At 36.9% G+C, this 19590-nt stretch carries 23 protein-coding genes; 10 read left to right on the top strand and 13 right to left on the bottom strand.

What is annotated here, in order from left to right:
• Positions 1-248: 248 nt before the first annotated feature.
• The 4 genes from P9211_RS09830 to cbiD form a co-directional block, all read right to left on the bottom strand.
• Positions 249-1136 carry a tyrosine-type recombinase/integrase gene (locus tag P9211_RS09830; RefSeq protein ID WP_012194595.1) on the bottom strand — a complete coding sequence of 296 codons (888 nt, stop codon included), beginning with the start codon at positions 1134-1136 and terminating at the stop codon, positions 249-251.
• A gap of 96 nt (positions 1137-1232) precedes the next feature.
• Positions 1233-1721 carry a hypothetical protein gene (locus tag P9211_RS09825; RefSeq protein ID WP_012194594.1) on the bottom strand — a complete coding sequence of 163 codons (489 nt, stop codon included), beginning with the start codon at positions 1719-1721 and terminating at the stop codon, positions 1233-1235.
• A gap of 221 nt (positions 1722-1942) precedes the next feature.
• The gene (guaA, locus tag P9211_RS00185) at positions 1943-3532 is read right to left on the bottom strand and encodes a glutamine-hydrolyzing GMP synthase (RefSeq protein WP_041390964.1); all 1590 of its coding nucleotides are present in this window, start codon (positions 3530-3532) and stop codon (positions 1943-1945) included.
• Positions 3533-3572: 40 nt separating this feature from the next.
• Positions 3573-4739, bottom strand: a complete 1167-nt coding sequence (cbiD, locus tag P9211_RS00180) for a cobalt-precorrin-5B (C(1))-methyltransferase CbiD (protein WP_041390963.1) — start codon at positions 4737-4739, stop codon at positions 3573-3575.
• A 56-nt stretch (positions 4740-4795) separates the two neighbouring features.
• Here cbiD and P9211_RS00175 point away from each other — a divergent pair, with 56 nt between their 5' ends.
• The gene (locus tag P9211_RS00175) at positions 4796-5953 is read left to right on the top strand and encodes a pyridoxal-phosphate-dependent aminotransferase family protein (RefSeq protein ID WP_012194591.1); all 1158 of its coding nucleotides are present in this window, start codon (positions 4796-4798) and stop codon (positions 5951-5953) included.
• Positions 5954-6053: 100 nt separating this feature from the next.
• Here the strand turns inward: P9211_RS00175 and P9211_RS00170 are convergent, their stop codons facing one another.
• Positions 6054-6341: a hypothetical protein gene (locus P9211_RS00170; RefSeq protein ID WP_012194590.1), complete on the bottom strand. Its 288-nt coding sequence runs from the start codon at positions 6339-6341 to the stop codon at positions 6054-6056.
• 386 nt (positions 6342-6727) lie between these two features.
• Between P9211_RS00170 and P9211_RS00165 the strand changes: the two genes are divergently transcribed.
• The gene (locus P9211_RS00165) at positions 6728-7111 is read left to right on the top strand and encodes a DUF6554 family protein (protein ID WP_049750840.1); all 384 of its coding nucleotides are present in this window, start codon (positions 6728-6730) and stop codon (positions 7109-7111) included.
• Between the two features lie 194 nt (positions 7112-7305).
• Positions 7306-7713 carry an HNH endonuclease gene (locus P9211_RS00160; protein WP_012194588.1) on the top strand — a complete coding sequence of 136 codons (408 nt, stop codon included), beginning with the start codon at positions 7306-7308 and terminating at the stop codon, positions 7711-7713.
• Positions 7714-7719: 6 nt separating this feature from the next.
• Here the strand turns inward: P9211_RS00160 and P9211_RS00155 are convergent, their stop codons facing one another.
• Positions 7720-7938, bottom strand: a complete 219-nt coding sequence (locus P9211_RS00155; RefSeq protein WP_012194587.1) for a hypothetical protein — start codon at positions 7936-7938, stop codon at positions 7720-7722.
• Positions 7939-7968: 30 nt separating this feature from the next.
• Between P9211_RS00155 and P9211_RS00150 the strand changes: the two genes are divergently transcribed.
• The gene (locus P9211_RS00150; protein ID WP_012194586.1) at positions 7969-8877 is read left to right on the top strand and encodes an SDR family oxidoreductase; all 909 of its coding nucleotides are present in this window, start codon (positions 7969-7971) and stop codon (positions 8875-8877) included.
• Positions 8878-8885: 8 nt separating this feature from the next.
• Here P9211_RS00150 and P9211_RS00145 read toward each other — a convergent pair whose 3' ends face one another.
• Positions 8886-9068, bottom strand: a complete 183-nt coding sequence (locus tag P9211_RS00145; RefSeq protein WP_012194585.1) for a hypothetical protein — start codon at positions 9066-9068, stop codon at positions 8886-8888.
• Between the two features lie 4 nt (positions 9069-9072).
• On the opposite strand from P9211_RS00145, the gene pdxA reads away from it, so the two are divergent.
• The gene (pdxA, locus tag P9211_RS00140) at positions 9073-10119 is read left to right on the top strand and encodes a 4-hydroxythreonine-4-phosphate dehydrogenase PdxA (protein ID WP_012194584.1); all 1047 of its coding nucleotides are present in this window, start codon (positions 9073-9075) and stop codon (positions 10117-10119) included.
• On the opposite strand, the gene accB is transcribed toward pdxA, so the two are convergent.
• Positions 10106-10615: an acetyl-CoA carboxylase biotin carboxyl carrier protein gene (gene accB, locus P9211_RS00135; protein ID WP_012194583.1), complete on the bottom strand. Its 510-nt coding sequence runs from the start codon at positions 10613-10615 to the stop codon at positions 10106-10108. The two genes, pdxA and accB, sit on opposite strands and share 14 nt — an antisense overlap.
• Positions 10615-11175, bottom strand: a complete 561-nt coding sequence (gene efp / locus P9211_RS00130) for an elongation factor P (protein WP_012194582.1) — start codon at positions 11173-11175, stop codon at positions 10615-10617. The genes accB and efp overlap by 1 nt, the downstream gene beginning before the upstream one ends.
• 63 nt (positions 11176-11238) lie before the next feature.
• Here efp and P9211_RS00125 point away from each other — a divergent pair, with 63 nt between their 5' ends.
• Together P9211_RS00125 and thiL are read left to right on the top strand one after the other, a co-directional pair.
• Positions 11239-12315: a peptidylprolyl isomerase gene (locus P9211_RS00125; RefSeq protein ID WP_012194581.1), complete on the top strand. Its 1077-nt coding sequence runs from the start codon at positions 11239-11241 to the stop codon at positions 12313-12315.
• Positions 12308-13318, top strand: coding sequence for a thiamine-phosphate kinase (thiL, locus tag P9211_RS00120; protein WP_012194580.1), 1011 nt, complete (start codon positions 12308-12310; stop codon positions 13316-13318). Before P9211_RS00125 ends, thiL begins: the two co-directional genes overlap by 8 nt.
• Positions 13319-13337: 19 nt before the next feature.
• Here thiL and gap read toward each other — a convergent pair whose 3' ends face one another.
• Positions 13338-14360: a type I glyceraldehyde-3-phosphate dehydrogenase gene (gap, locus tag P9211_RS00115; protein ID WP_012194579.1), complete on the bottom strand. Its 1023-nt coding sequence runs from the start codon at positions 14358-14360 to the stop codon at positions 13338-13340.
• 215 nt (positions 14361-14575) lie between these two features.
• Between gap and murC the strand changes: the two genes are divergently transcribed.
• Genes murC through P9211_RS00100 form a run of 3 tightly spaced genes read left to right on the top strand, consistent with a single transcriptional unit; the run spans position 14576 to position 17275 of the window.
• Positions 14576-16006 (top strand): UDP-N-acetylmuramate--L-alanine ligase, encoded by a 1431-nt coding sequence (murC, locus tag P9211_RS00110; RefSeq protein WP_012194578.1) that lies wholly within the window; start codon positions 14576-14578, stop codon positions 16004-16006.
• Positions 16007-16009: 3 nt separating this feature from the next.
• A complete protein-coding gene (gene murB / locus P9211_RS00105) occupies positions 16010-16891 on the top strand; it encodes a UDP-N-acetylmuramate dehydrogenase (RefSeq protein ID WP_012194577.1) in 882 nt (293 codons plus the stop codon).
• A gap of 36 nt (positions 16892-16927) precedes the next feature.
• Positions 16928-17275: a YbaB/EbfC family nucleoid-associated protein gene (locus P9211_RS00100; RefSeq protein WP_012194576.1), complete on the top strand. Its 348-nt coding sequence runs from the start codon at positions 16928-16930 to the stop codon at positions 17273-17275.
• On the opposite strand, the gene rsgA is transcribed toward P9211_RS00100, so the two are convergent.
• The 3 genes from rsgA to dnaJ are packed head-to-tail and all read right to left on the bottom strand — an operon-like array spanning position 17244 to position 19549.
• Entirely contained in the window at positions 17244-18185 is a 942-nt protein-coding gene (rsgA, locus tag P9211_RS00095; RefSeq protein WP_012194575.1) for a ribosome small subunit-dependent GTPase A, read from the bottom strand. The genes P9211_RS00100 and rsgA overlap by 32 nt on opposite strands.
• Entirely contained in the window at positions 18175-18423 is a 249-nt protein-coding gene (locus tag P9211_RS00090; RefSeq protein ID WP_012194574.1) for a sulfurtransferase TusA family protein, read from the bottom strand. Before P9211_RS00090 ends, rsgA begins: the two co-directional genes overlap by 11 nt.
• Positions 18416-19549, bottom strand: coding sequence for a molecular chaperone DnaJ (dnaJ, locus tag P9211_RS00085; RefSeq protein WP_012194573.1), 1134 nt, complete (start codon positions 19547-19549; stop codon positions 18416-18418). Before dnaJ ends, P9211_RS00090 begins: the two co-directional genes overlap by 8 nt.
• Positions 19550-19590 lie beyond the last annotated feature (41 nt).

Genomic DNA, 19590 nt, shown 5'->3' with positions numbered 1-19590 from the left:
TGCACCTTCTCAGAGTATCTGTGGTCTATTCATCGAGACATTTGGTAAATTAAATCTAGCAGGTAGAGATGATTGAAGAAATTAAAGCAATATTCCCTATACATCAATTATTCAATCAAACATAAACGTAGAATGGCAAAATATAGATGTAGATAATATAAACCTACAAAACTTTGAAAACGACCTTGAGATAGCAATCAAATAAAAAAAATTGCCCAGTAAAAAATAGGGTAGGGGGTTTTATACCCCTACTTCAAACGAGATAAACTAAGACCAAATTTTCTAGATTTTTGACTAGAAGATGGGTCTTTTTGTTTCATAGTTCCAGTAAAGAAAGCATATTGACCAGTACCAAAAGTTCTCATTTGTTTTATAGGAAATTGACTTCCTTTTTTACTGAATAATCTCTTAGTTCGTACCCTCAAAAAACAATGTTTATATGATCTATTCAATCTGGTTTTAGTTATCCCCATATTGTCAGCGATAATATCTTCAGGAACCTCATCGTATATGGATTGAGAAGCATAAAAATGCCTCAAAGAATAAGGAACTAATTCTTTTCCTTTCAATTTATATTGATTAGTAAATTCTATAAGTCCATTACAATTACCTTCCCCATTGAATATGTCGCTGAACCAATCAGGTTCTAATCTATTGCCTTCTAAATCAGTAAATATCCAATCATTTTTACTTTTGAACTTTGTCTTTTCATAGATGTTTCGGAACCAGATACCACCAGTACAATGTGCTTCTCTTTGTCCAGTTTTAGTTGATGGATGAGTAATCATTTCAATCGCCAACTTATCTTCTTCATCAATAGAATCTTCATTTGGATAATCTTTTACATCTTTCCACTTCAATAAAGACCATTCTTTAGGTCTAAGTCCAGAGCAAGCACAAATACGAATGAGTTGATGAGCGATAAATGATTCCCAAACACGATCTTGATCTTCAGAGTTTTGTTCTAAGGCATACCAATCACATTCTCTTTTTAGGAACTCATTCCATTCATTCAATTCCCAAGTATCCCTTTTTACTTTTTCATCTTCAATGAAATTATGATCATCAAACGGGACATCTAATGATGATCTGATGAATCCTTTCTTGACTCCCCATCTCCAAACCTCACGAAACAAAGTAATCTCATCACCAATAGTTGATTGACAAGGTGCTTTTTTCTTTTTACCTACACCTGCCCAGTTTTCTTCTTGCCTTCTCCAATATTCCCATTCCTAAAACTCCTTAGGTTTTAGATTAGTAGCAATAGTATTAGCACCAACAAAAGGAATAAAGTAATTTTTCAGTTTTCCTTTTATATTGTCATACCTATCTTTAGTAATACTTTTACTACCACCTTCCTTTTTACCCATCATTTCAGGACGTACATTGATGAATTTCTTGGAAAGGAACTCATCAATCATTACTTGAACCTTACTTCCACATACATCAACACCTTGATCTAGGTCAGACATAATATTCACTACTTTTTGGAGTGCTTTTTTCTTCGCATTAGATAAATCGGAAGTACGAAGAGATAATCTTTTCCCATTACATTTGTTTGGAATGGGGATACCTACATACCAAGTTCTTTCTCTAACTGGTTTATTAGTTTCGCTGTCTAATCTTTTATAGATGTAAGCATTAGGTGAGTCATCATTCACAGCAATATCTAATTCAACGTACTCAGCGAAGGTACGCTCATTGTTTCCACGGAAACCCATAATTCTTCATTTTGTAAATTTATAAAAATATCGAATGTGCCAATCTAAGATTTCTCTGTGGAGATGCTTCAAACTTCTATGTGTGATGGAAGTGAAATGGTCATCTCAGAACCCTTGAAAAATGGGTTTATATTATCTTGTGTGTGACCTATGTGTGATCATTCCGATCACCCGATATCCCTTATTATAACAGGGATTACAGGAAAATCAACCCCTAGAAACTATTCCCACTCAATTGTTCCAGGTGGCTTACTTGTTATATCTAAAACAACGCGATTAACGCCCTTAACCTCATTCACTACTCGATTAGAAATAATTTGCAAAAGTGAATCAGGTAACCGTGACCAATCAGCTGTCATGCCATCTTCGCTAGAAACACATCTCACAACAATCGGCCATGCATAAGTACGTTGATCACCCATGACACCAACAGAGCAGACTGGCAATAAAACAGCAAAAGCCTGCCATATTTCATGATATAAACCTGCTCGATTAATTTCCTCACGAACGATTAAATCTGCATCACGTAGACAATTTAATTTCTCATCAGTAACTTCTCCAAGAATTCTTATTGCTAAGCCAGGGCCAGGAAAAGGGTGTCTACCAACTATTTCTTCAGGTAGTCCAAGTGCTCTGCCTACTTTCCTTACCTCATCTTTAAATAACATTCTTAAAGGTTCAACTAATTTAAATTGAAGATCCTTTGGTAGGCCACCAACATTATGATGACTCTTAATTTTCACAGCTATTCTTTCTCCAGTTTTAGGGTCTAAATTTGTCCCTGAACTTTCTATAACATCTGGATATAGGGTGCCCTGCGCAAGATAGTCAAAAGGTCCGAGGCGTTCACTTTCTTCCTCGAAAACACGAATAAATTCCCTGCCTATAACTTTTCTTTTGTCCTCTGGATCAGAGATTCCCTGGAGTTTAGAAATAAAGCGCTCACGCGCATTAATATATTGAACATTAATTTTAAATTTTTGATCAAAAAATTCCATCAAAAACTCAGGTTCACCTTTTCGCATAAAACCTTGATCAATAAACATGCAAGTTAATTGATCACCAATAGCACGCTTAAGTAGAAAAGCTAAGGTTGAAGAATCTACACCTCCTGATAAAGCAAGCAAAACCTTTTTATCTCCTACTTGACTTCTAACCGTACTTATTGCTTCATCGATAAAAGTGCTGGTTGTCCAATCAGGCTGACAACAGCAAATGTTATAAACAAAATTCCTTATCATTACCATCCCTTGCGTTGAATGAACAACTTCTGGATGAAACTGAACACCGTAGAAACGTTTGGTATGTAAAGCGATAGCAGCCTCTAAAGTATTGCTTGTATGGGCTAAACGAACAAAGCCTCTCGGAAGTTTATCTACAGAATCGCCATGACTCATCCACATTGTCGATCCACTCTCGACGTTCGTGAGCAATGCAGTTGGATCATCAACATGCAAAGGTGCTTTACCATACTCAGCCTTACCAACTGCAGCAGTTACATGTCCACCTAACTGTTGCACCATTACCTGCATCCCATAACAAACACCAAGAACGGGAATGTCCAAATCCCAAATCTCAGGATCAGATAGAGGTGCTGAAGCTGTATAAACTGAACTAGGACCTCCGCTCAAAATGATGCCTTTGGGAGCTAATTTGCGTAATTCTGCTGCTGAAGTGCTGTAACTCAAAACAATTGAATACACTTCTGTCTCTCTAATTCGTCGAGCTATCAATTCAGAATATTGTGAGCCAAAATCAAGGATGACTATTGAGGGGCTCCTTTGGCTTTTAAGCAGTGAGTCAGAAGACATATCAAACAAGAATCTGCATAAAGTTAGACTAGAGAAAACATCAAGACAAAACTTCAAGAGTTACGCCAAGCGCATTAACTTTTTTCAGACCTATTGGTCCTGCCCAGCGTAATTGTCTTTTACGATCAAACAAAATAGCTCCTATCTTTATAGACGAGGAAACATAACGTTTAACATATTCATGGCTTCTCTTCTCAACTTCTCTAGCCAATCTCAGCCAAAGTTTTTTAGCAGCTAAAGGATCTTGCTCTTCTAATATCAATAATGCTGATTCAATGGAAGCAGACTGAGCTAATAATTTAATTAAGTCAAAAGGAATACGTTCCTTCACTGCTAAAGCAGTAAGCACTTCTAATCGACCATCTGCTAAATGATGGTGGGTATGAAATATACCTCCTGCCAGTTTGACTAATTTTCCATGATAACCAAATAATAAAAGTTCACTAACGCGTTCTTCTGCAGCAGCAACTATTAAAGGGCCTAACCAATTACCAGTTTTTATGATTGGTTGAAGATTCAATCCAGATTGAATGGCTAAGTCCAATCCATTCTCTCCAATGACAAAAGTCAAAGCACCTTCAAAAGTTTGACTGGAGCATTGATTTCGCAACTCATCAAGAGATTGATGAAGTTGGTCAGGAGAAGCGCTAGTTTGTACTTCTGCTTGAGTACCAATCAACGCCAATCCATCAACGACACCAAAAGCGGCATTACTAGTTCGCTCAGCCAAGCTTTGTCCTTCAGGAAAAATAACTTCCAGTTTTATCTTCCGGCCTTTTTCTTTAAATGGTAAAAGGTTCAAATATAAAAGTTGTTTGGCAAAGTCTGACAGACAAATCTCTCCATTCGATTCAAACTTTCCAACACCAAAACCACCTATTATTTTTAACCAGGAATCTACAGAAAGTTCTATATCCTTTTCATCGTCCAATGTTTCATATTCCAACATCACCCATATTTCTAATCCTCTAGTTAAATCAAGACATAAGCCAGGGTCGCAATGACTAATCCCCATCGCTTTTTGAGCATTTACAAACGAACCAGCTGAAGTAACTGGGACATTTATGAATTCTTTTGTGTTTGGCAGTTGAATCTTCTGGGATGAGCAAAAAGCCTTTCCTGCCATAGCTTCAGCAGCACCCTTTGCTGCTGCTGCGACCCATACTGGCAGTGTAAAACCTCTCGAATCAGAAGATGAATTAGAAATAAAGTGAATTCCCTTGATAGCTTTTTAAGATAACTGTTTGGCCCCCCTCCTAGGCGATGAAAGAAAAACTTGCTCTAATGATCCCTGGACCAACCCCAGTGCCAGAGAGAGTTCTAAAAGCTCTAAGTCAACATCCCATTGGTCACCGCACTCCAGAGTTCCAAGAAATCGTCAAAAAAACAACTCAGCTACTGCAATGGCTGCATCAAACAGAAGGGGATGTTTTAACAATTACTGGCAGTGGGACTGCTGCCATGGAAGCAGGAATCATTAATACCTTAAAAAAAGGGGATAAAGTTATTTGTGGAGAAAATGGAAAATTTGGTGAAAGATGGGTGAAAATTGCCAAGGCCTATGGACTCAATGTTGAAATTATTAAGTCCAATTGGGGTGAACCATTAGAACCTGAAAAGTTCAGAAATATACTTCAAGCTGATAATGAAATTCGTGCCGTAATACTTACCCACTCAGAAACATCTACAGGAGTTATTAACAATCTAGAGGCAATTAGTAAAGAGGTTAGAAAACACGAAAAAGCAATCACTATTGCAGACTGTGTTACTAGTTTAGGTGCATGCAATGTACCTATGGATGAATGGGGCATAGACGTTCTTGCATCTGGCTCTCAAAAAGGATACATGATGCCTCCTGGCCTCAGTTTTGTTGCAATGAATCAAAGAGCTTGGAAGGCAAGTGAACGCTCAGATTTACCAAGTTTTTATTTAAACCTGAAGTCATACAAAAAAACTAGTGATAAAAATAGCAATCCTTTTACGCCTAGTGTAAATCTATATTTTGCATTAGAAGAAGCGTTAAATATGATGAAAGAGGAAGGTTTAGAAAAGATATTTAGTCGTCATAATAGACATAAAGAAGCAACCCAAAAAGCAATGGAAGCTATTGGTTTGAAATTATTTGCAGCCCCTGGGTATGGCAGTCCTTCCATCACTGCAGTAGAGCCTAAAGATATTGATGCTGATCTAATAAGAAAAGTAGTAAAAGAAAATTTTGATATATTACTTGCAGGTGGTCAAGATCACTTAAAAGGAAAAGTCTTTCGCATAGGTCATCTTGGATTTGTCAATGATCGTGACATTATTACAGCTATAGCATCTATAGAATCTGCTCTTAATCAATTAGGGGCTTTAAAAGAGCCAATTGGTACTGGAGTAGCTACCGCTTCAAAAATACTTTTTAAAGAAAATAGAGTATGAAGCTTTTCTCATAGGGAATACTTTAATTATTGAAGATCTTGCATATTTTCCATTAACTCCTAAATAATTAATTTTAGAAGGTAATCCGGCAGAATATTTTTTAAGCTGCTATCTCTTGGTTTTCTCCTGTATCGTCTGTCCAAAACTCATCATTATTTTCAACAGCGGTTGATGTATTTAATAGACCTTTACATTCCTGTAACAACTGATCAACTCCATCCAGCATAACTATTTCTTCATCAGTCTGACTTACTTCAGATTGATTGGACTGAGTTTCTAAGGCTTCTAATCGCTGCTCGAGTTTGACTAACCGCTGAGAAATGGCAGCAAGAGTCTGAGCAAGATCTTCAGCTGTTCTTGTAATCCTGAATGAACAAGAGGATGACATTTCGCAAATTAAGTACTTTCACTGATAACAACACATAAATCAAGAACTCTCAAGTCTCAAGTCTTTACAAACATTGAATACAAAATTTAGAATAGGCAATCAGGTTGACAATAGCGTCTACTAAGAAGTTGACTGTTTGGGTTAAGTGGACAAATTAACCTAGTGGGTAGTCTCAAGAAACTCCAAGAATCGTAGCTGGAACAACAACCATAACTGCACAAATGTAGTGAGCTTAATTACTGACGACTGATTTTGCCTTTAGTAATTAAATGACCTAGCTCTGACAAGCCTTCTAAATTGCCCAGAATACTAGACATTACTCAATAGGTAGATAACTTTACCAATAGGCGCATCACATAAAAATTATGCTCAAGAAAGACAATTTCATGACTATTCCAGTTTCAATTGGTTTTCTTACAGCAGTAAATTTAATTACTGCACCAATAGGACTAGCTGGGGCTGGTATTGGTGTAGATATCTACTGTGTCATGCGACAAGGAGGAAATGATCATGAAGCAAGCTGGCGAGCTGCTTATGAATCAATAAAAAATCAAAAGCCAGGTTTATTTAAAACTTCTCCAAAACAAGCCGCGGCTATGATTGTTGAAGCAGTTGTAAGAGAGCCAGAAAGATTTGATGGATGCATTAGCTATCTAGGAGATTTATATCCGAAACCATTAAAAGCTGAGAACAATAACATCTCAATAGGAGAAGAAGAAAATAATAATACTTCGAAAGAGAATTATGCAAAAGATAGATATAGCTACTAAGTATCATCTCCTGGAAAAAAATTTAGATTATTAAATTCAACTTTCTAGAATTAACGTCTCCAATAGAAAAGCGATAATTAAAGGTTAATAAGGCTGATCGTTATTTGATGAAGCTAAATATAAAAAACAAAATTGATTGAACATATTGACTAGAAGGTATATCACGTCAATATTTAGATAACCGAGAACCTCGGATGCAAAATAGGGACGCAGTTTTTCTCGAAGATTTCTGCCCCAAATTACGTGTTCGACGCTGGAGACAGTCGCTCCATACATTTACTGGCGAAAGTTGCATTTATTGCGGCAAGCCATCTGAATCAATTGACCACGTGCTTCCTAGAAGTCGAGGTGGTTTAAGTATTACCGAAAATTGTGTTCCAGCATGCCTGTCATGCAATGGGCATAAATCAGATGCAGAAGCCTTTGATTGGTACAGACGTCAAAGATTTTACGACCCTAGAAGAGCTATGGCTATAAGAGCTTGGATGGACGGAGATCTACGACTTGCAATTCGTTTGCTTGAATGGGCTCAGCCACAAATAGATAAAAATCAAGCCAGAAGCAAAGATTACTCAACCGATTGGGATTTCCAAGCTGCATAAAAAATTTCACCAAACCTTACAGGCATGGACAGAGTTGTGCTTTTCGCATATTGATGCAAATTGATGAGGCCTCTCAGGTACGAGAAAAGCAGCAAAGGCACATAAAAAAACTACAAGTATTAGAATAGATTGCCAACTTTTACCTTCATATTCCAGTGCAGAGCCTTTAGGAACAAAAACGCCAGAAATATTTCCTGGCAAAATAATCAAATGAGAACTAGCCATTAAAACTTTGCAAGTAATACATTTGTACTCATGTTAGAAAAGGTTGTCAAGCAATCCCATCAATTTTCTCCTAATTCAAAGCTTCTTATTTTTGGTGGAGGCTTTAGTGGTCAGCACATTGCCGCAGCAGCTAGGAGGCTTGGAGCAAAAGTACTTTGTAGTCGAAGAAGCTTTAATAAAACTGGTGCGGATTTCATCTATGACAGCGCTTCAGAAAGTATTCCAGAAGAAAGCGTCCTAAAAGATGTTACTCATTTAATTAGTTGCATCCCCCCTTTAGATACAGGTGAAGATCCTGTACTAAAAAATCTCAGTGCTGCGATTAAAAAGATGCCCCTCAAATGGGCAGGATATCTTTCCACAACAGGCGTCTATGGAGATTGTAAAGGTGCCTGGGTAAATGAAAATGATTGTGCAAATCCAAAACAAGCCAGAAGTATTCGTCGTCTCGCGTGTGAAAAAGCTTGGCAAAGTTCAGGATTGCCAGTTCAAATAATTCGATTGCCTGGAATTTATGGCCCCGGTAGATCTACCTTAGAAGCCATCAAGAATAAAAAAAGCAAAGTCATACATAAACCCGGTCAAGTATTTTCAAGAATTCACATAGATGATATAGCAGGCGGAATATTGCATTTGATTAACTTGATTTCTCAAGGTATAAACCCTGAAATCATTAATTTGGCTGATAATTTTCCAGCTTCTAACATAGAAGTAATGCAATATGCTGCCTACCTTCTCAACCAAGAGTTACCTCCTATTGAATCATTTGAAATAGCAGCAGAAACAATGAGCCCAATGGCTCTTTCATTCTGGCAAGAGAATCGAAAAGTAAGTAATAAAGTTCTTTGCAAAGAGCTTGGATATTCTTTAATCCACCCAGACTACAAATCAGGTTTAAAAGATTGCTTAATATCTTATGAGTCAAAAAATGAACCTTAGATTAATCTTTATGAATCATTTTTCTCAAATCTTTGACGAATAAATTCAGACCAATTCATAGGTTCTTCACGATTCACATCAGTAAATCCCACATCATGTAAAAGCGGACTCCAATGAATCACAAGCCATCCATTTTTGAAGCCTATGCCTATGCCATAAACCAAAAATCCTAAAGCCAATAAACGCAACATAGCGATGAGTAATTCAAACAATAAACACAAAGACCGCTTGGTTATCTCATTAGGAGATCCTGCAGGCATTGGGCCTGAGGTAGTCCTCAAAGCACTTAGGTCCTTGGACTTACCTAGAAATATGCAACCTTTGTTAGTCGGATGCAAACAGACTATTGAAATGATCTATACAAAACTGAAAGCCCAAGGTATTCAATCTTTAGCTGACCCTGGTTCTCTAGACATAGAAGATATTCCTTGTGAAGGGAAAATCTATATAGGAGAATCGAATACAGCAAGTGGCGAAGCTAGCTTTCAATGGCTTACCCGAGCCACTGAATTAATTCTGGAAGGTCAAGGAAAAGCTCTTGTAACTGCACCAATCGCGAAATATGCATGGCATCAGGCAGGACATAAATATCCAGGACAAACTGAACGTTTAGGAGAACTTACAAATGTTGAGAAACCATCAATGCTGTTTACCGCAATATCACCTCACAATGCCTGGAGGTTAAATACCCTTCTTGCTACTACCCACATACCTTTAGAAGCTGTTCCTAAAAAATTAAGTCCCGAAATAATCAATGCAAAATTAAATACACTATTAGATTTTTGCCAACAATTTAAAGATATGCCCAAATTACTGATAGCAGGTCTAAATCCTCATGCTGGAGAAAATGGCCAACTAGGTAATGAAGAAATTCAATGGATCATTCCCACTATCGAAATTTGGAAACAAAATCATCCAAATATTAAACTTGATGGGCCTATGTCCCCAGACACATGCTGGATTTCAGCTGCAAAGTCTTGGCAAGGTAAGCCAGATCCAAATGCCCCAGACGGTATTTTGGCTCTCTATCATGATCAAGGATTGATTCCAATCAAATTAATTGCATTTGAGTCAGCAGTTAATACAACCTTAGGCCTACCATTTATTCGTACTTCTCCTGATCACGGAACAGGTTTTGATATTGCTGGTAAAGGAGTTGCTTGCTTTAAAAGCATGAAGTCAGCCTTAGAAGTGGCTTGGGAGTTATCTAATTATTCACAAAAGAAGCTCAAAGAGGTTTAACTCGCATTAAAACTTGGCCAAATTCAACTGGAGTACCATTTTCAATCAAAATTTCGATTATTTCTCCATTGACCTCAGATTCCAATTCATTCATTAACTTCATTGCTTCAAGAATACAAATTGTTTGTCCTTCTGTTATGCGAGAACCCACTTCTACAAAGACTGGCTCTCCAGGTGCAGGCGCCCTATAAAACGTTCCTACCATAGGAGCCGTAATTTCATGATATTCAGGCCGAGAAGCAGCTACTGCAGGAGGTGGGTTACTAGGACTTTCAGAGATGGATTCAACAATTATTGGAGCAGCAGGTTGTGTTGCCTCAATAGAAGTCGACTGCTGAATGGCATTAGAAGTTGAAATACTGCTACTAGTAGTAGCAATATTTCGTTTGATTTCCAAACGAAAATCCTGCCCTTCTAAACGGAATTCTTGAATATCGCTGTCACCCAATTTGGCCAACAAGCGATGTAGTTCATCGTGATCAAGATTCATTGTCATTAGTTCTCCCGACCTAGATAACTATCATTACGTGTATCAACTTTGATCTTCTCACCTACTGAAATAAATAAAGGAACCATAACCTGTGCACCAGTTTCAAGAATTGCTGGCTTAGTTCCTCCAGTCGCAGTATCGCCTTTGACCCCAGGATCAGTTTCTTTAACAGTCAACACAACTGAATTAGGTAATTCAACCTCAAGAGGCCTTTCATTCCAAGAGACTACATTAACTTCCATACCTTCTGTTAGATATTTTCGACTTTCACCAATTTGTGCGGCTGTCAATCTGGTTTCCTCATAACTACTCATATCCATAAAAACATAGTCCCCTGAATCCATATAAGTATGTTGAAGGGTTGTCTTTTCAAGCAAAGCCTGAGGGACCATTTCACCAGCCCTAAATGTTTTTTCTACAACACTGCCACTTTGTACTGCTTTCAACTTTGTTCTCACAAAAGCTGAGCCCTTTCCTGGCTTAACATGTAAAAATTCAATCACACGCCAAACAGCACCATCTAATTCAATTGTGGTACCAGTGCGGAAGTCGTTACTTGAAATCATTTCCGCTATTCATCACAAATGATCATAGAACTGTGCGAAAGTCATGCATGACTTAAACATCAGATGACAAAAAAAATTCTCTTACTTGCAATTCTGACATTATTTATCCCATTTGCCTTGGTTTGGGATAAACCTGCCATTGCTGCACTCCCCAATGGTAATCGAATTAAAGATCCATATGCAATATTGAGAAATGCCCTGCCTATAAACCAAAAGGATTTAAGAGAAATACAAAATGGTCTTGAAGAAACAAGTGATTTAGTGAGAGGAGGGCGTTGGCCTGCAATTAGCAAAGCAACCTCAAGAAGTAAATCATTACTGAATAATAGAAAGAAGAAAATTATTGATTCAATTCCGAATACAAGCAAAAAGCAAGGGGAACAAATCATTATTTCCTTAAAAGAAGACCTTGAAAATCTGAATGAACAAGCTACCGCAAAAAACAAAGCAAAATTCATAGATATACGACGCAAAGCCCTTCAAGAGATTGGAGACCTTGAGTCACTATTCTTACCAGGAGAATTTCCATACAAAATTCCTAATGAATTTGATAACTTGCCTCGACTCCTTGGAAGAGCAACTGTATCTATTGAAACCACTAAAGGAAAAATGAATGCTGTTATTGATGGTTATAATGCTCCATTAACCGCAGGAGCATTTGTAGATTTAGTCGAAAAAGGTTTTTACGATGGGTTACCTATGAATAGAGCTGAAGAATTCTTTGTTCTGCAGACTGGTGATCCTAAAGGACCTGAAATTGGATATATAGATCCTGAAACAAAGCAAGAACGGAATGTGCCTTTAGAAATTCGTGTCGATGGACAATCGGAAACCATTTATAACGAAACATTTGAAGAGCTTGGACTATATACTTCGACGCCCACTCTTCCTTTCGCAACTCTTGGAACGCTTGGATGGGCACATTCAGAACAAGCACTGGATGATGGCTCATCTCAATTCTTCTTTTTTCTATATGAAGCAGAGCTAAATCCTGCAGGCAGAAACTTAATTGATGGAAGAAATGCAGCCTTTGGCTATGTAATCGAAGGGAATGAAATTCTCAATGAATTAGGAGTGAATGATCAAATAATTTCTATCAAAGTCCTAAATGGATCGGAAAAACTAAAGTCACATGCCTGAATCTTCAGGATCAAGTGAAACGCTATTAGAAATTGGTGAAAGAGAAATACTCAATCGCCTTAAAAAATATATGGATGATGGGCAAATTGATAATGACACAGCATTAATAAAAAATTGCAAAAAGGACTTAATTATAAATACAGACTTAATGGTGGAAAAAGTTCATTTCAGTTCGAGAACCATGACTCCTGAAGATATTGGTTGGAAAGCAATAACAAGTAATTTCTCTGATCTTGCCTCTAGTGGATTAGATAAAGTCTTATCAGTAACCATTGGCCTAATAGCACCACCTTCTACATCTTGGTCATGGGTAAATCGTTTATACAAAGGAATGACAAATGCATTGGAGGTTTATGGTGGCAAGTTAATAGGTGGTGATATATCTAAAGGAAATGAAAAAGTAATTTCGATTACCGCTATAGGTTCTCAAGGACCATTAGATCTGCATAGGTCTCATGCAATCCCCGGAGATTGTCTTGTGACAAGTGGTCCTCATGGACTAAGTCGCTTAGGCCTCGCATTACTTCTTGAGGATAAAGTCTTAGAAACTAAGCATGTAAGTGATGAATTAAAAGCAATTGCTATCGAAAGTCACCAACATCCTTCAGCGCCAATAAAAGCTCTGAAGTCACTAATCAATTGCAAGCCTACAAAGATTCCTTGGAGAGCTGCAGGAACTGATAGCAGTGATGGACTATTAGAAGCAATTAAAAGTATTTGCATAAGCAGTAACTGCAAAGCAATTATAAGAACTAATAATCTTCCTACTCATAAAGATTGGCCTAAAGGGAATCATTGGGATAAATGGTGTCTTAATGGAGGTGAAGACTATGAGCTTGTAATCAGTTTGCCGCTGGAATGGGCAAATGAATGGATAAAAATAATGCCATTGAGTAAAATTATTGGCGATGTAAAACAGGGTTCTCCCGAAATTCTTTGGGAGAATGGAAAAGAAATCGATTCTAAAAATTATTTAGACTTTGAACATTTTCAAAATAAGTAATTAATTTCTTTGAAACCAATTACTTCCAATTCTTAGCAACAATTTCTGCTAAATCTACAACCCTTTGACTATATCCCCACTCATTATCGTACCAAGCAACTACTTTGCCCATGTTATTACCAATAGCCATAGTCAAATCAGTATCAATAATAGAAGATTCATTAGTTCCGGCATAATCACTAGAGACTAATGGAAGATCTCCATATTTAATAATTCCCTTCATAGACCCCTCAGAAGCAGTTTTCATAGCAGCATTAATATCTTCTGCAGTAATTGAACAACCAGCTTCAAAAACTATATCAACTGCAGAAACATTAGGAGTAGGAACTCTCATTGCAATTCCAGTTAACTTGCCCTTCATTTCCGGATAAACTAACGCCACAGCTTTAGCTGCTCCAGTGGAAGTAGGCACTATGTTCATTGCTGCAGCTCTAGCTCTTCTAAGGTCACGGTGACTATTATCAAGAATTCTTTGATCACCTGTATAACTATGGATTGTAGTCATCAAACCTTTGTTAATTCCAAAAGTTTGATCTAAAACCTTCACTACTGGTGCAAGACAGTTCGTCGTACAACTCGCATTACTAAGAACATTAAAATCTGAATGATTATATTGATCTGCATTCACTCCAACAACGAAAGTACCAACGCCATCACCTTTACCAGGAGCTGTAAGAATAACTTTCTTAGCTCCTATAGCTAAATGCTTACTGGCCCCTTCATAAGTATTAAAAACACCAGTTGACTCAATTACAAGATCTACTCCCCAATCCTTCCAAGGCAAATTTAAAGGGTTCCTATCAGAAAAGCATTTGATCTCTTTTCCATTGATTATAAAATTGTCATCTGTATAACCAATTTCAGTGTCCTTGAGTTCGCCAAGAATAGAGTCATATCTAAGCAAATGGGCATTGGTCTTAGGGTCAGAAGTTACATTGACACCAACAACTTCTAAGCCAGTATTAGAGCCTCGACTCAACCAACAACGCATGAAGTTACGACCAATTCGGCCAAATCCATTAATCGCTACACGTAAGGTCATTTTGAAAGCCGGCTAAATCGGAAGAGAAACGGGCCTGTGATCATACAGAAATACGGCGCATTTCTTTAATTCTTTAAGAGGTTCCTACAAAAGTCACATCTAAAAGCCAGTAAAAACGAAAAATTCACTATGAAAAATTTTAAAAATGGGCCTTCTAGGCAAGAGACCGTTATTGTTCAATCAAGTCTCACTTACGAATAAGCATTCAAAAAGACGTGCGCCATATCCATTTCATAGGTATTGGAGGTATTGGGATGTCCGCAATAGCGCTGATCTTGGTTAAGCGCGGCTACTCCATATCAGGTTCAGACCAAAAAAGTAATAATGCAATGGCAGAGTTAAGTAATCATGGAGTTCAAACATTTACCAATCAAAGTGCGAAAAATATTCAAATAATATGTAAAAATATGGAGACTAAACCAATCATAATAATTAGTTCTGCCATATTCAAAGCAAATCCAGAATTGCAAGAAGCTTATAGACAAAAATTAAAAGTCTTTCATCGTTCTGATATTCTCGCTTGGCTGATTAAACAACAGCCATCAATTGTAGTGGCTGGAAGTCATGGCAAAACAACTACAAGCACAATAATTACAACTCTTTTGGCATTAAATAAAGAAGACCCCACGGCGCTTATTGGCGGAGTTGTTCCCTTCTACAAAAGCAATGGACATGCAGGAAAGGGTAAATTTCTTGTTGCAGAAGCAGATGAATCTGATGGAACACTAGTAAAGTTTGAAGGAGATATAGGTATAATCACTAATATTGAATTAGATCACACAGATTACTATAAAGATCTTGAATCTTTGAAAGAAACTATGGAAAAATTTAGCAAAAGCTGCAAAAAAGTTTTGGCCAACCATGATTGTCCTAATCTTCAAAATAAGTCAAATAAAAATATCAATTGGTGGTCTACACAAACGATAAAAGGTGTTGATTTCTCAGGCATACCAACTTCCATAAATGGCAATGAAACAACTGCTGATTTCTACGAAAAAGAAACTTTTTTAGGTGAAATAACAGTTCCATTACCTGGATTACATAATCTTAGCAATGCGGTTGGCGCAATAGCAGCATGCAGGCTTGCAGGCTTATCATTTTCTGAATTAAAAAATAGTCTCAAAGATATTAAACCTCCTAATAGAAGATTTGATTTTAAAGGTCAATGGCAAGGCAGGCAAATTGTTGATGATTATGCGCATCATCCTAGTGAAATAAATGCAACAATTGAAACCGCTAGGCTAATGATCAATACAAAAACCAATTGGCTACCTAAAATATCAAAAAGATTAGTAGTTGTTTTTCAACCTCATCGTTATACTCGGACTAAGCATTTAATAAAAGATTTTGCAAAATCTCTTGGAAAAGCTGATATTGTTTTTCTCGCACCCATCTATAGTGCTGGAGAAGAGATGATTAGTGATGTCAGTATTAACTCCCTTTTTTCATTAATAAAAAAAGAGCATCCGAACATCAGTATTTATACTTCTACTAACATGAAAGAACTCGAAAGTATCATTAAAAAAAACACCATAAAAGATGATCTCATTCTATTTATGGGGGCAGGTAATATTAATATGTTGTCTAAAAAATTACTAGAGAAGTCAAAAACTAATAAAAACCAGTCTAAACATCTAGTAGCCTAAAAGGTGATACAGGAAATTATTAAACCTCTAGTTTCTTTAGGAAATTTCACCACTTGGAGAGTAGGCGGCCCTGCTGAATGGTTAGCAGAACCTCAGACAATCGATGAGGTCAAAGAATTAATTACCTGGTCTAAAAACAATAATTTACGATGTCAAGCAATTGGAGCTGGCTCTAACCTTTTAATAAATGACCAAATTTTAAAAGGAATTACTTTATGCATGAAAAAATTACAAGGATGCAAGATTAACAATGTATCTGGATCAGTAATAGCTCTAGGAGGTGAATCAATACCTGTCTTGGCTAGACGTGCAGCAAAAGCTGGTCTTCATGGACTGGAATGGTCCGTAGGAATTCCTGGCACAGTAGGAGGTGCCGTAGTTATGAATGCAGGTGCTCAAGGGAATTGTACAGCTGACAGACTGCATTCGGTCAAAGTAATATCCATCAAAGAGGGCAAAGAATTCGAATTAACAAAAAAAGATCTGGGTTTTTCATATCGTAATAGTGTTCTTCAAAACGAAGAATTAATTGTTTTATCAGCACGTTTCGAACTAGAGCCAGGTCACGATCAAAACGAATTAACACGTCTCACAAATAGCAATCTGAATCATCGCTTAAAAACACAACCATATAATCAACCCAGTTGCGGGAGTGTTTTTCGTAATCCAGAGCCACTAAAAGCAGGTCAAATCATTGAGGGTCTTGGTTTAAAAGGATTTCGTATTGGTGGTGCAGAAATCTCGAAAATACACGCTAATTTTATTGTTAATACACACCATGCAACTGCCAAGGATATTTCTAAACTAATTTCGATCGTTCAAAAAAAAGTTCTAGATGTGCATGGCTTTATACTTCAACCAGAAGTAAAAAAGATTGGCTTTTAATAAATAGCTTAATCTAAAAATTCACTGATCAAAAACATGGCAGCTTTCGGACTCCCAAATTTTGGACAACTAACAGAAGCATTTAAAAAAGCTCAACAAATCCAACAAGATGCACAAAAACTTCAAGAAGAGCTTGATGCAATGGAGTTAGAAGGGAAAAATCAAGATGGTCGAGTGTCTATCTGTCTATCAGGCAATCAACTCCCACTTAGAATAGAAATAGACCCTTCTATCTTGCTCGAAGGAAAAGAAAAGGCTGAAATAGCAATTTTAGAAGCATTGAAAGATGCGCACGAATTATCAACTTCTACCATGAAAGAAAGAATGCAAGAATTAACAGGTGGTTTGAATCTCAACCTGCCTGGTATTGACGACGGCGATTAATCATTAATTTTAAAAATTGTTTGTAATTTGAATACCTCTCAAATTTTTTATCTAAGGCACAACCTGGTTCGCCTAAATGTAGACAATCTCTGAATTTACATCGATTGGTATGAATTTGTTGTCTTATTTCAGGAAATAAAAAAGCAAGTTCCTTTGGATCAATATCTATTTCAGGTCTATTAAATCCTGGGGTGTCAGCAATCAAAGAGTTATTAGTTAACTGAAAAAGCTCTACATTTCGAGTTGTATGTTTTCCTCTACTCAATTTTTTAGATAAATCACCAACTGGAATAGAAGCATAAGGTAAAAGATAATTAAGTAAACTACTTTTTCCTGCGCCAGAAGGTCCACAGAAAACTCCTATTTTTGAATTTGTCAATGTATTCTTTAGCTTCTGCACACCATCTCCAGTCTTTACAGATATTGGATAAGGATTATATCCCCATTGATTTAATCTATCAAGATATTGATTTAATAGATTCTGAGTAATTAAATCTTTTTTAGTTAAAATTAAACTTACTTTTTGCCTAGTATTTTCTGCAGTTAATAAAAAGCGGCTTGCTTGATCATAATCAAATCTCGGCTGATCTAAAGATATCAAAACAAAAATATTAGTGATGTTAGCCACTGGAGGGCGTTCAAAAAAACTTGATCTAGGAAATATCTTACATACTACACCTGTTGCTTTCGAGAAACTAATAGCTTCTACTAATACTCTATCTCCAACACTAACAAAAGATTCAGAATAGGCTAATCGACTTCTTTGTGTGCATAAAAGTCTACTAGATACTTCTATATCTAAATCTTCTAATATATTGGTTGAAAGATGATTAGTATCAATATCCACAAATAAATAATTAGCCTTTTTTGAAACAACAATCCCTTCAATTTGATTAATTTTATTCTTCACTAGAAATCACCCTTATTCTAAGCCAATCAATTTCATCAAGTATAACTTTGACTTTATGTCCTGCGTCCCTTAAACCTGGAAGAACCATCTTTTCTGGTTCACCCTTATCTAAATCAATGGTTAATGATTGATTAAAATCTAATTTTTCAATAGCTAACGAAGACTTAATAAAATTAACTGGGCAAGGAGTTCCTCGAAGATTGAGATATACATTATTTAAAGAAGATTCATTATTCATTATTGCTAAATAATTTTCCAAATAAGCCACTCTTATGATGGTGATGTTGTACACCTTTTGCAGAATGATAAGTTGCTAATTGCTCTAACAAAGTCTTTTCATCTTCCGTCAACCTTGTTGGAAGATTTATTTTGACTAAAATGCAATGATTACCTCTAGCTACAGGATTTCCTAATTTAGGAATCCCTTTGTTATCTAAGGTAAGAACTGCATTTGGTTGAGTGCCGATTGGTATTTCTATATTTGTTGGACCATCAACAGTATCAACTTCAATTGTATCTCCTAAAATTGCCTGCAAATAACTAACATTTACTTCTGAATGAATAGTCAAACCATCTCGTCTTAATTTTGGATGACTTTTCACCTTAAGAAAAACGTATAAATCTCCAGAAGGTCCTCCTCTTAATCCAGCATTACCTTCTCCAGAAACTCGTAATTTTGTTCCAGTATCTACTCCTGGAGGAATATTAATCCTAAGTTTTTTACGAATCTGTTTGACACCTTGACCACCACAACTAGAGCACGGATTAGCTATTAATTGTCCTGATCCATTACATGCAGGACATTCTGCAACTTGGGTGAAACTTCCAAAAGGCGTTCTTGTAGCTCTTCGAACTTGCCCAGCTCCTCCACAAGTAGAGCAAGCGGTAGGACCAGTACCAGGTTTAGCCCCACTACCATTGCAAGTGTCACAAGTTTCTAAATGAGGAATTTTAATTTCGGTTTCTTGGCCAAAGACAGCTTGTTGAAAATCAACAGTCAGGTCATAACGCAGGTCATCTCCTTGCTGAGGTCCTCTACGCTGAGATCTCGCACCTGAAGAAGAAGCCCCACCAAAACCACTAAAGAAAGTTTCAAAAAGATCTGCAAAGCCACCCATATCGCCCATATCTGGCATTCCAGCACTTCCTCCTAAGCCAGCTTCTCCAAATTGGTCATAAGTTGCACGTTTTTGTGGATCTCCAAGAACTTCATATGCTCGTCCTATCTCTTTAAAACGTTCTTCCGCTCCAGGTTCTTTATTGATATCAGGATGGTATTGACGAGCTAGTCGCCTATACGCACGTTTTAATGAGTCAGCATCAGCATCTCGACTAACTCCTAGTAGGTCGTAAAAATCAGCCATTAGTCATGAAATAGCTTGTTAAGACAAGTCAAATACATTTC

It is taken from the genome of Prochlorococcus marinus str. MIT 9211 (genome assembly GCF_000018585.1).
GTDB lineage: Bacteria > Cyanobacteriota > Cyanobacteriia > PCC-6307 > Cyanobiaceae > Prochlorococcus_D > Prochlorococcus_D marinus_B.
The sequence above is the reverse complement of the archived record's forward strand: the minus strand, read 5'-3'. Positions and strand labels throughout refer to the sequence as shown.

Excerpts from the sequence above, each read along its gene's own strand:
- P9211_RS00175 (WP_012194591.1), top strand. The coding sequence starts at position 4,796 with ATGAAAGAAAAACTTGCTCTAATGATCCCTGGACCAACCCCAGTGCCA.
- P9211_RS00145 (WP_012194585.1), bottom strand. The coding sequence starts at position 9,068 with ATGTTGCGTTTATTGGCTTTAGGATTTTTGGTTTATGGCATAGGCATA.
- efp (WP_012194582.1), bottom strand. The coding sequence starts at position 11,175 with ATGATTTCAAGTAACGACTTCCGCACTGGTACCACAATTGAATTAGAT.
- P9211_RS00160 (WP_012194588.1), top strand. The coding sequence starts at position 7,306 with ATGCAAAATAGGGACGCAGTTTTTCTCGAAGATTTCTGCCCCAAATTA.
- guaA (WP_041390964.1), bottom strand. The coding sequence starts at position 3,532 with ATGTCTTCTGACTCACTGCTTAAAAGCCAAAGGAGCCCCTCAATAGTC.
- P9211_RS00165 (WP_049750840.1), top strand. The coding sequence starts at position 6,728 with ATGACTATTCCAGTTTCAATTGGTTTTCTTACAGCAGTAAATTTAATT.
- P9211_RS09825 (WP_012194594.1), bottom strand. The coding sequence starts at position 1,721 with ATGGGTTTCCGTGGAAACAATGAGCGTACCTTCGCTGAGTACGTTGAA.
- P9211_RS00125 (WP_012194581.1), top strand. The coding sequence starts at position 11,239 with ATGACAAAAAAAATTCTCTTACTTGCAATTCTGACATTATTTATCCCA.
- dnaJ (WP_012194573.1), bottom strand. The coding sequence starts at position 19,549 with ATGGCTGATTTTTACGACCTACTAGGAGTTAGTCGAGATGCTGATGCT.
- P9211_RS00155 (WP_012194587.1), bottom strand. The coding sequence starts at position 7,938 with ATGGCTAGTTCTCATTTGATTATTTTGCCAGGAAATATTTCTGGCGTT.
- P9211_RS00090 (WP_012194574.1), bottom strand. The coding sequence starts at position 18,423 with ATGAATAATGAATCTTCTTTAAATAATGTATATCTCAATCTTCGAGGA.
- P9211_RS00150 (WP_012194586.1), top strand. The coding sequence starts at position 7,969 with ATGTTAGAAAAGGTTGTCAAGCAATCCCATCAATTTTCTCCTAATTCA.
- thiL (WP_012194580.1), top strand. The coding sequence starts at position 12,308 with ATGCCTGAATCTTCAGGATCAAGTGAAACGCTATTAGAAATTGGTGAA.
- gap (WP_012194579.1), bottom strand. The coding sequence starts at position 14,360 with ATGACCTTACGTGTAGCGATTAATGGATTTGGCCGAATTGGTCGTAAC.
- accB (WP_012194583.1), bottom strand. The coding sequence starts at position 10,615 with ATGACAATGAATCTTGATCACGATGAACTACATCGCTTGTTGGCCAAA.
- pdxA (WP_012194584.1), top strand. The coding sequence starts at position 9,073 with ATGAGTAATTCAAACAATAAACACAAAGACCGCTTGGTTATCTCATTA.
- P9211_RS00170 (WP_012194590.1), bottom strand. The coding sequence starts at position 6,341 with ATGTCATCCTCTTGTTCATTCAGGATTACAAGAACAGCTGAAGATCTT.
- P9211_RS00100 (WP_012194576.1), top strand. The coding sequence starts at position 16,928 with ATGGCAGCTTTCGGACTCCCAAATTTTGGACAACTAACAGAAGCATTT.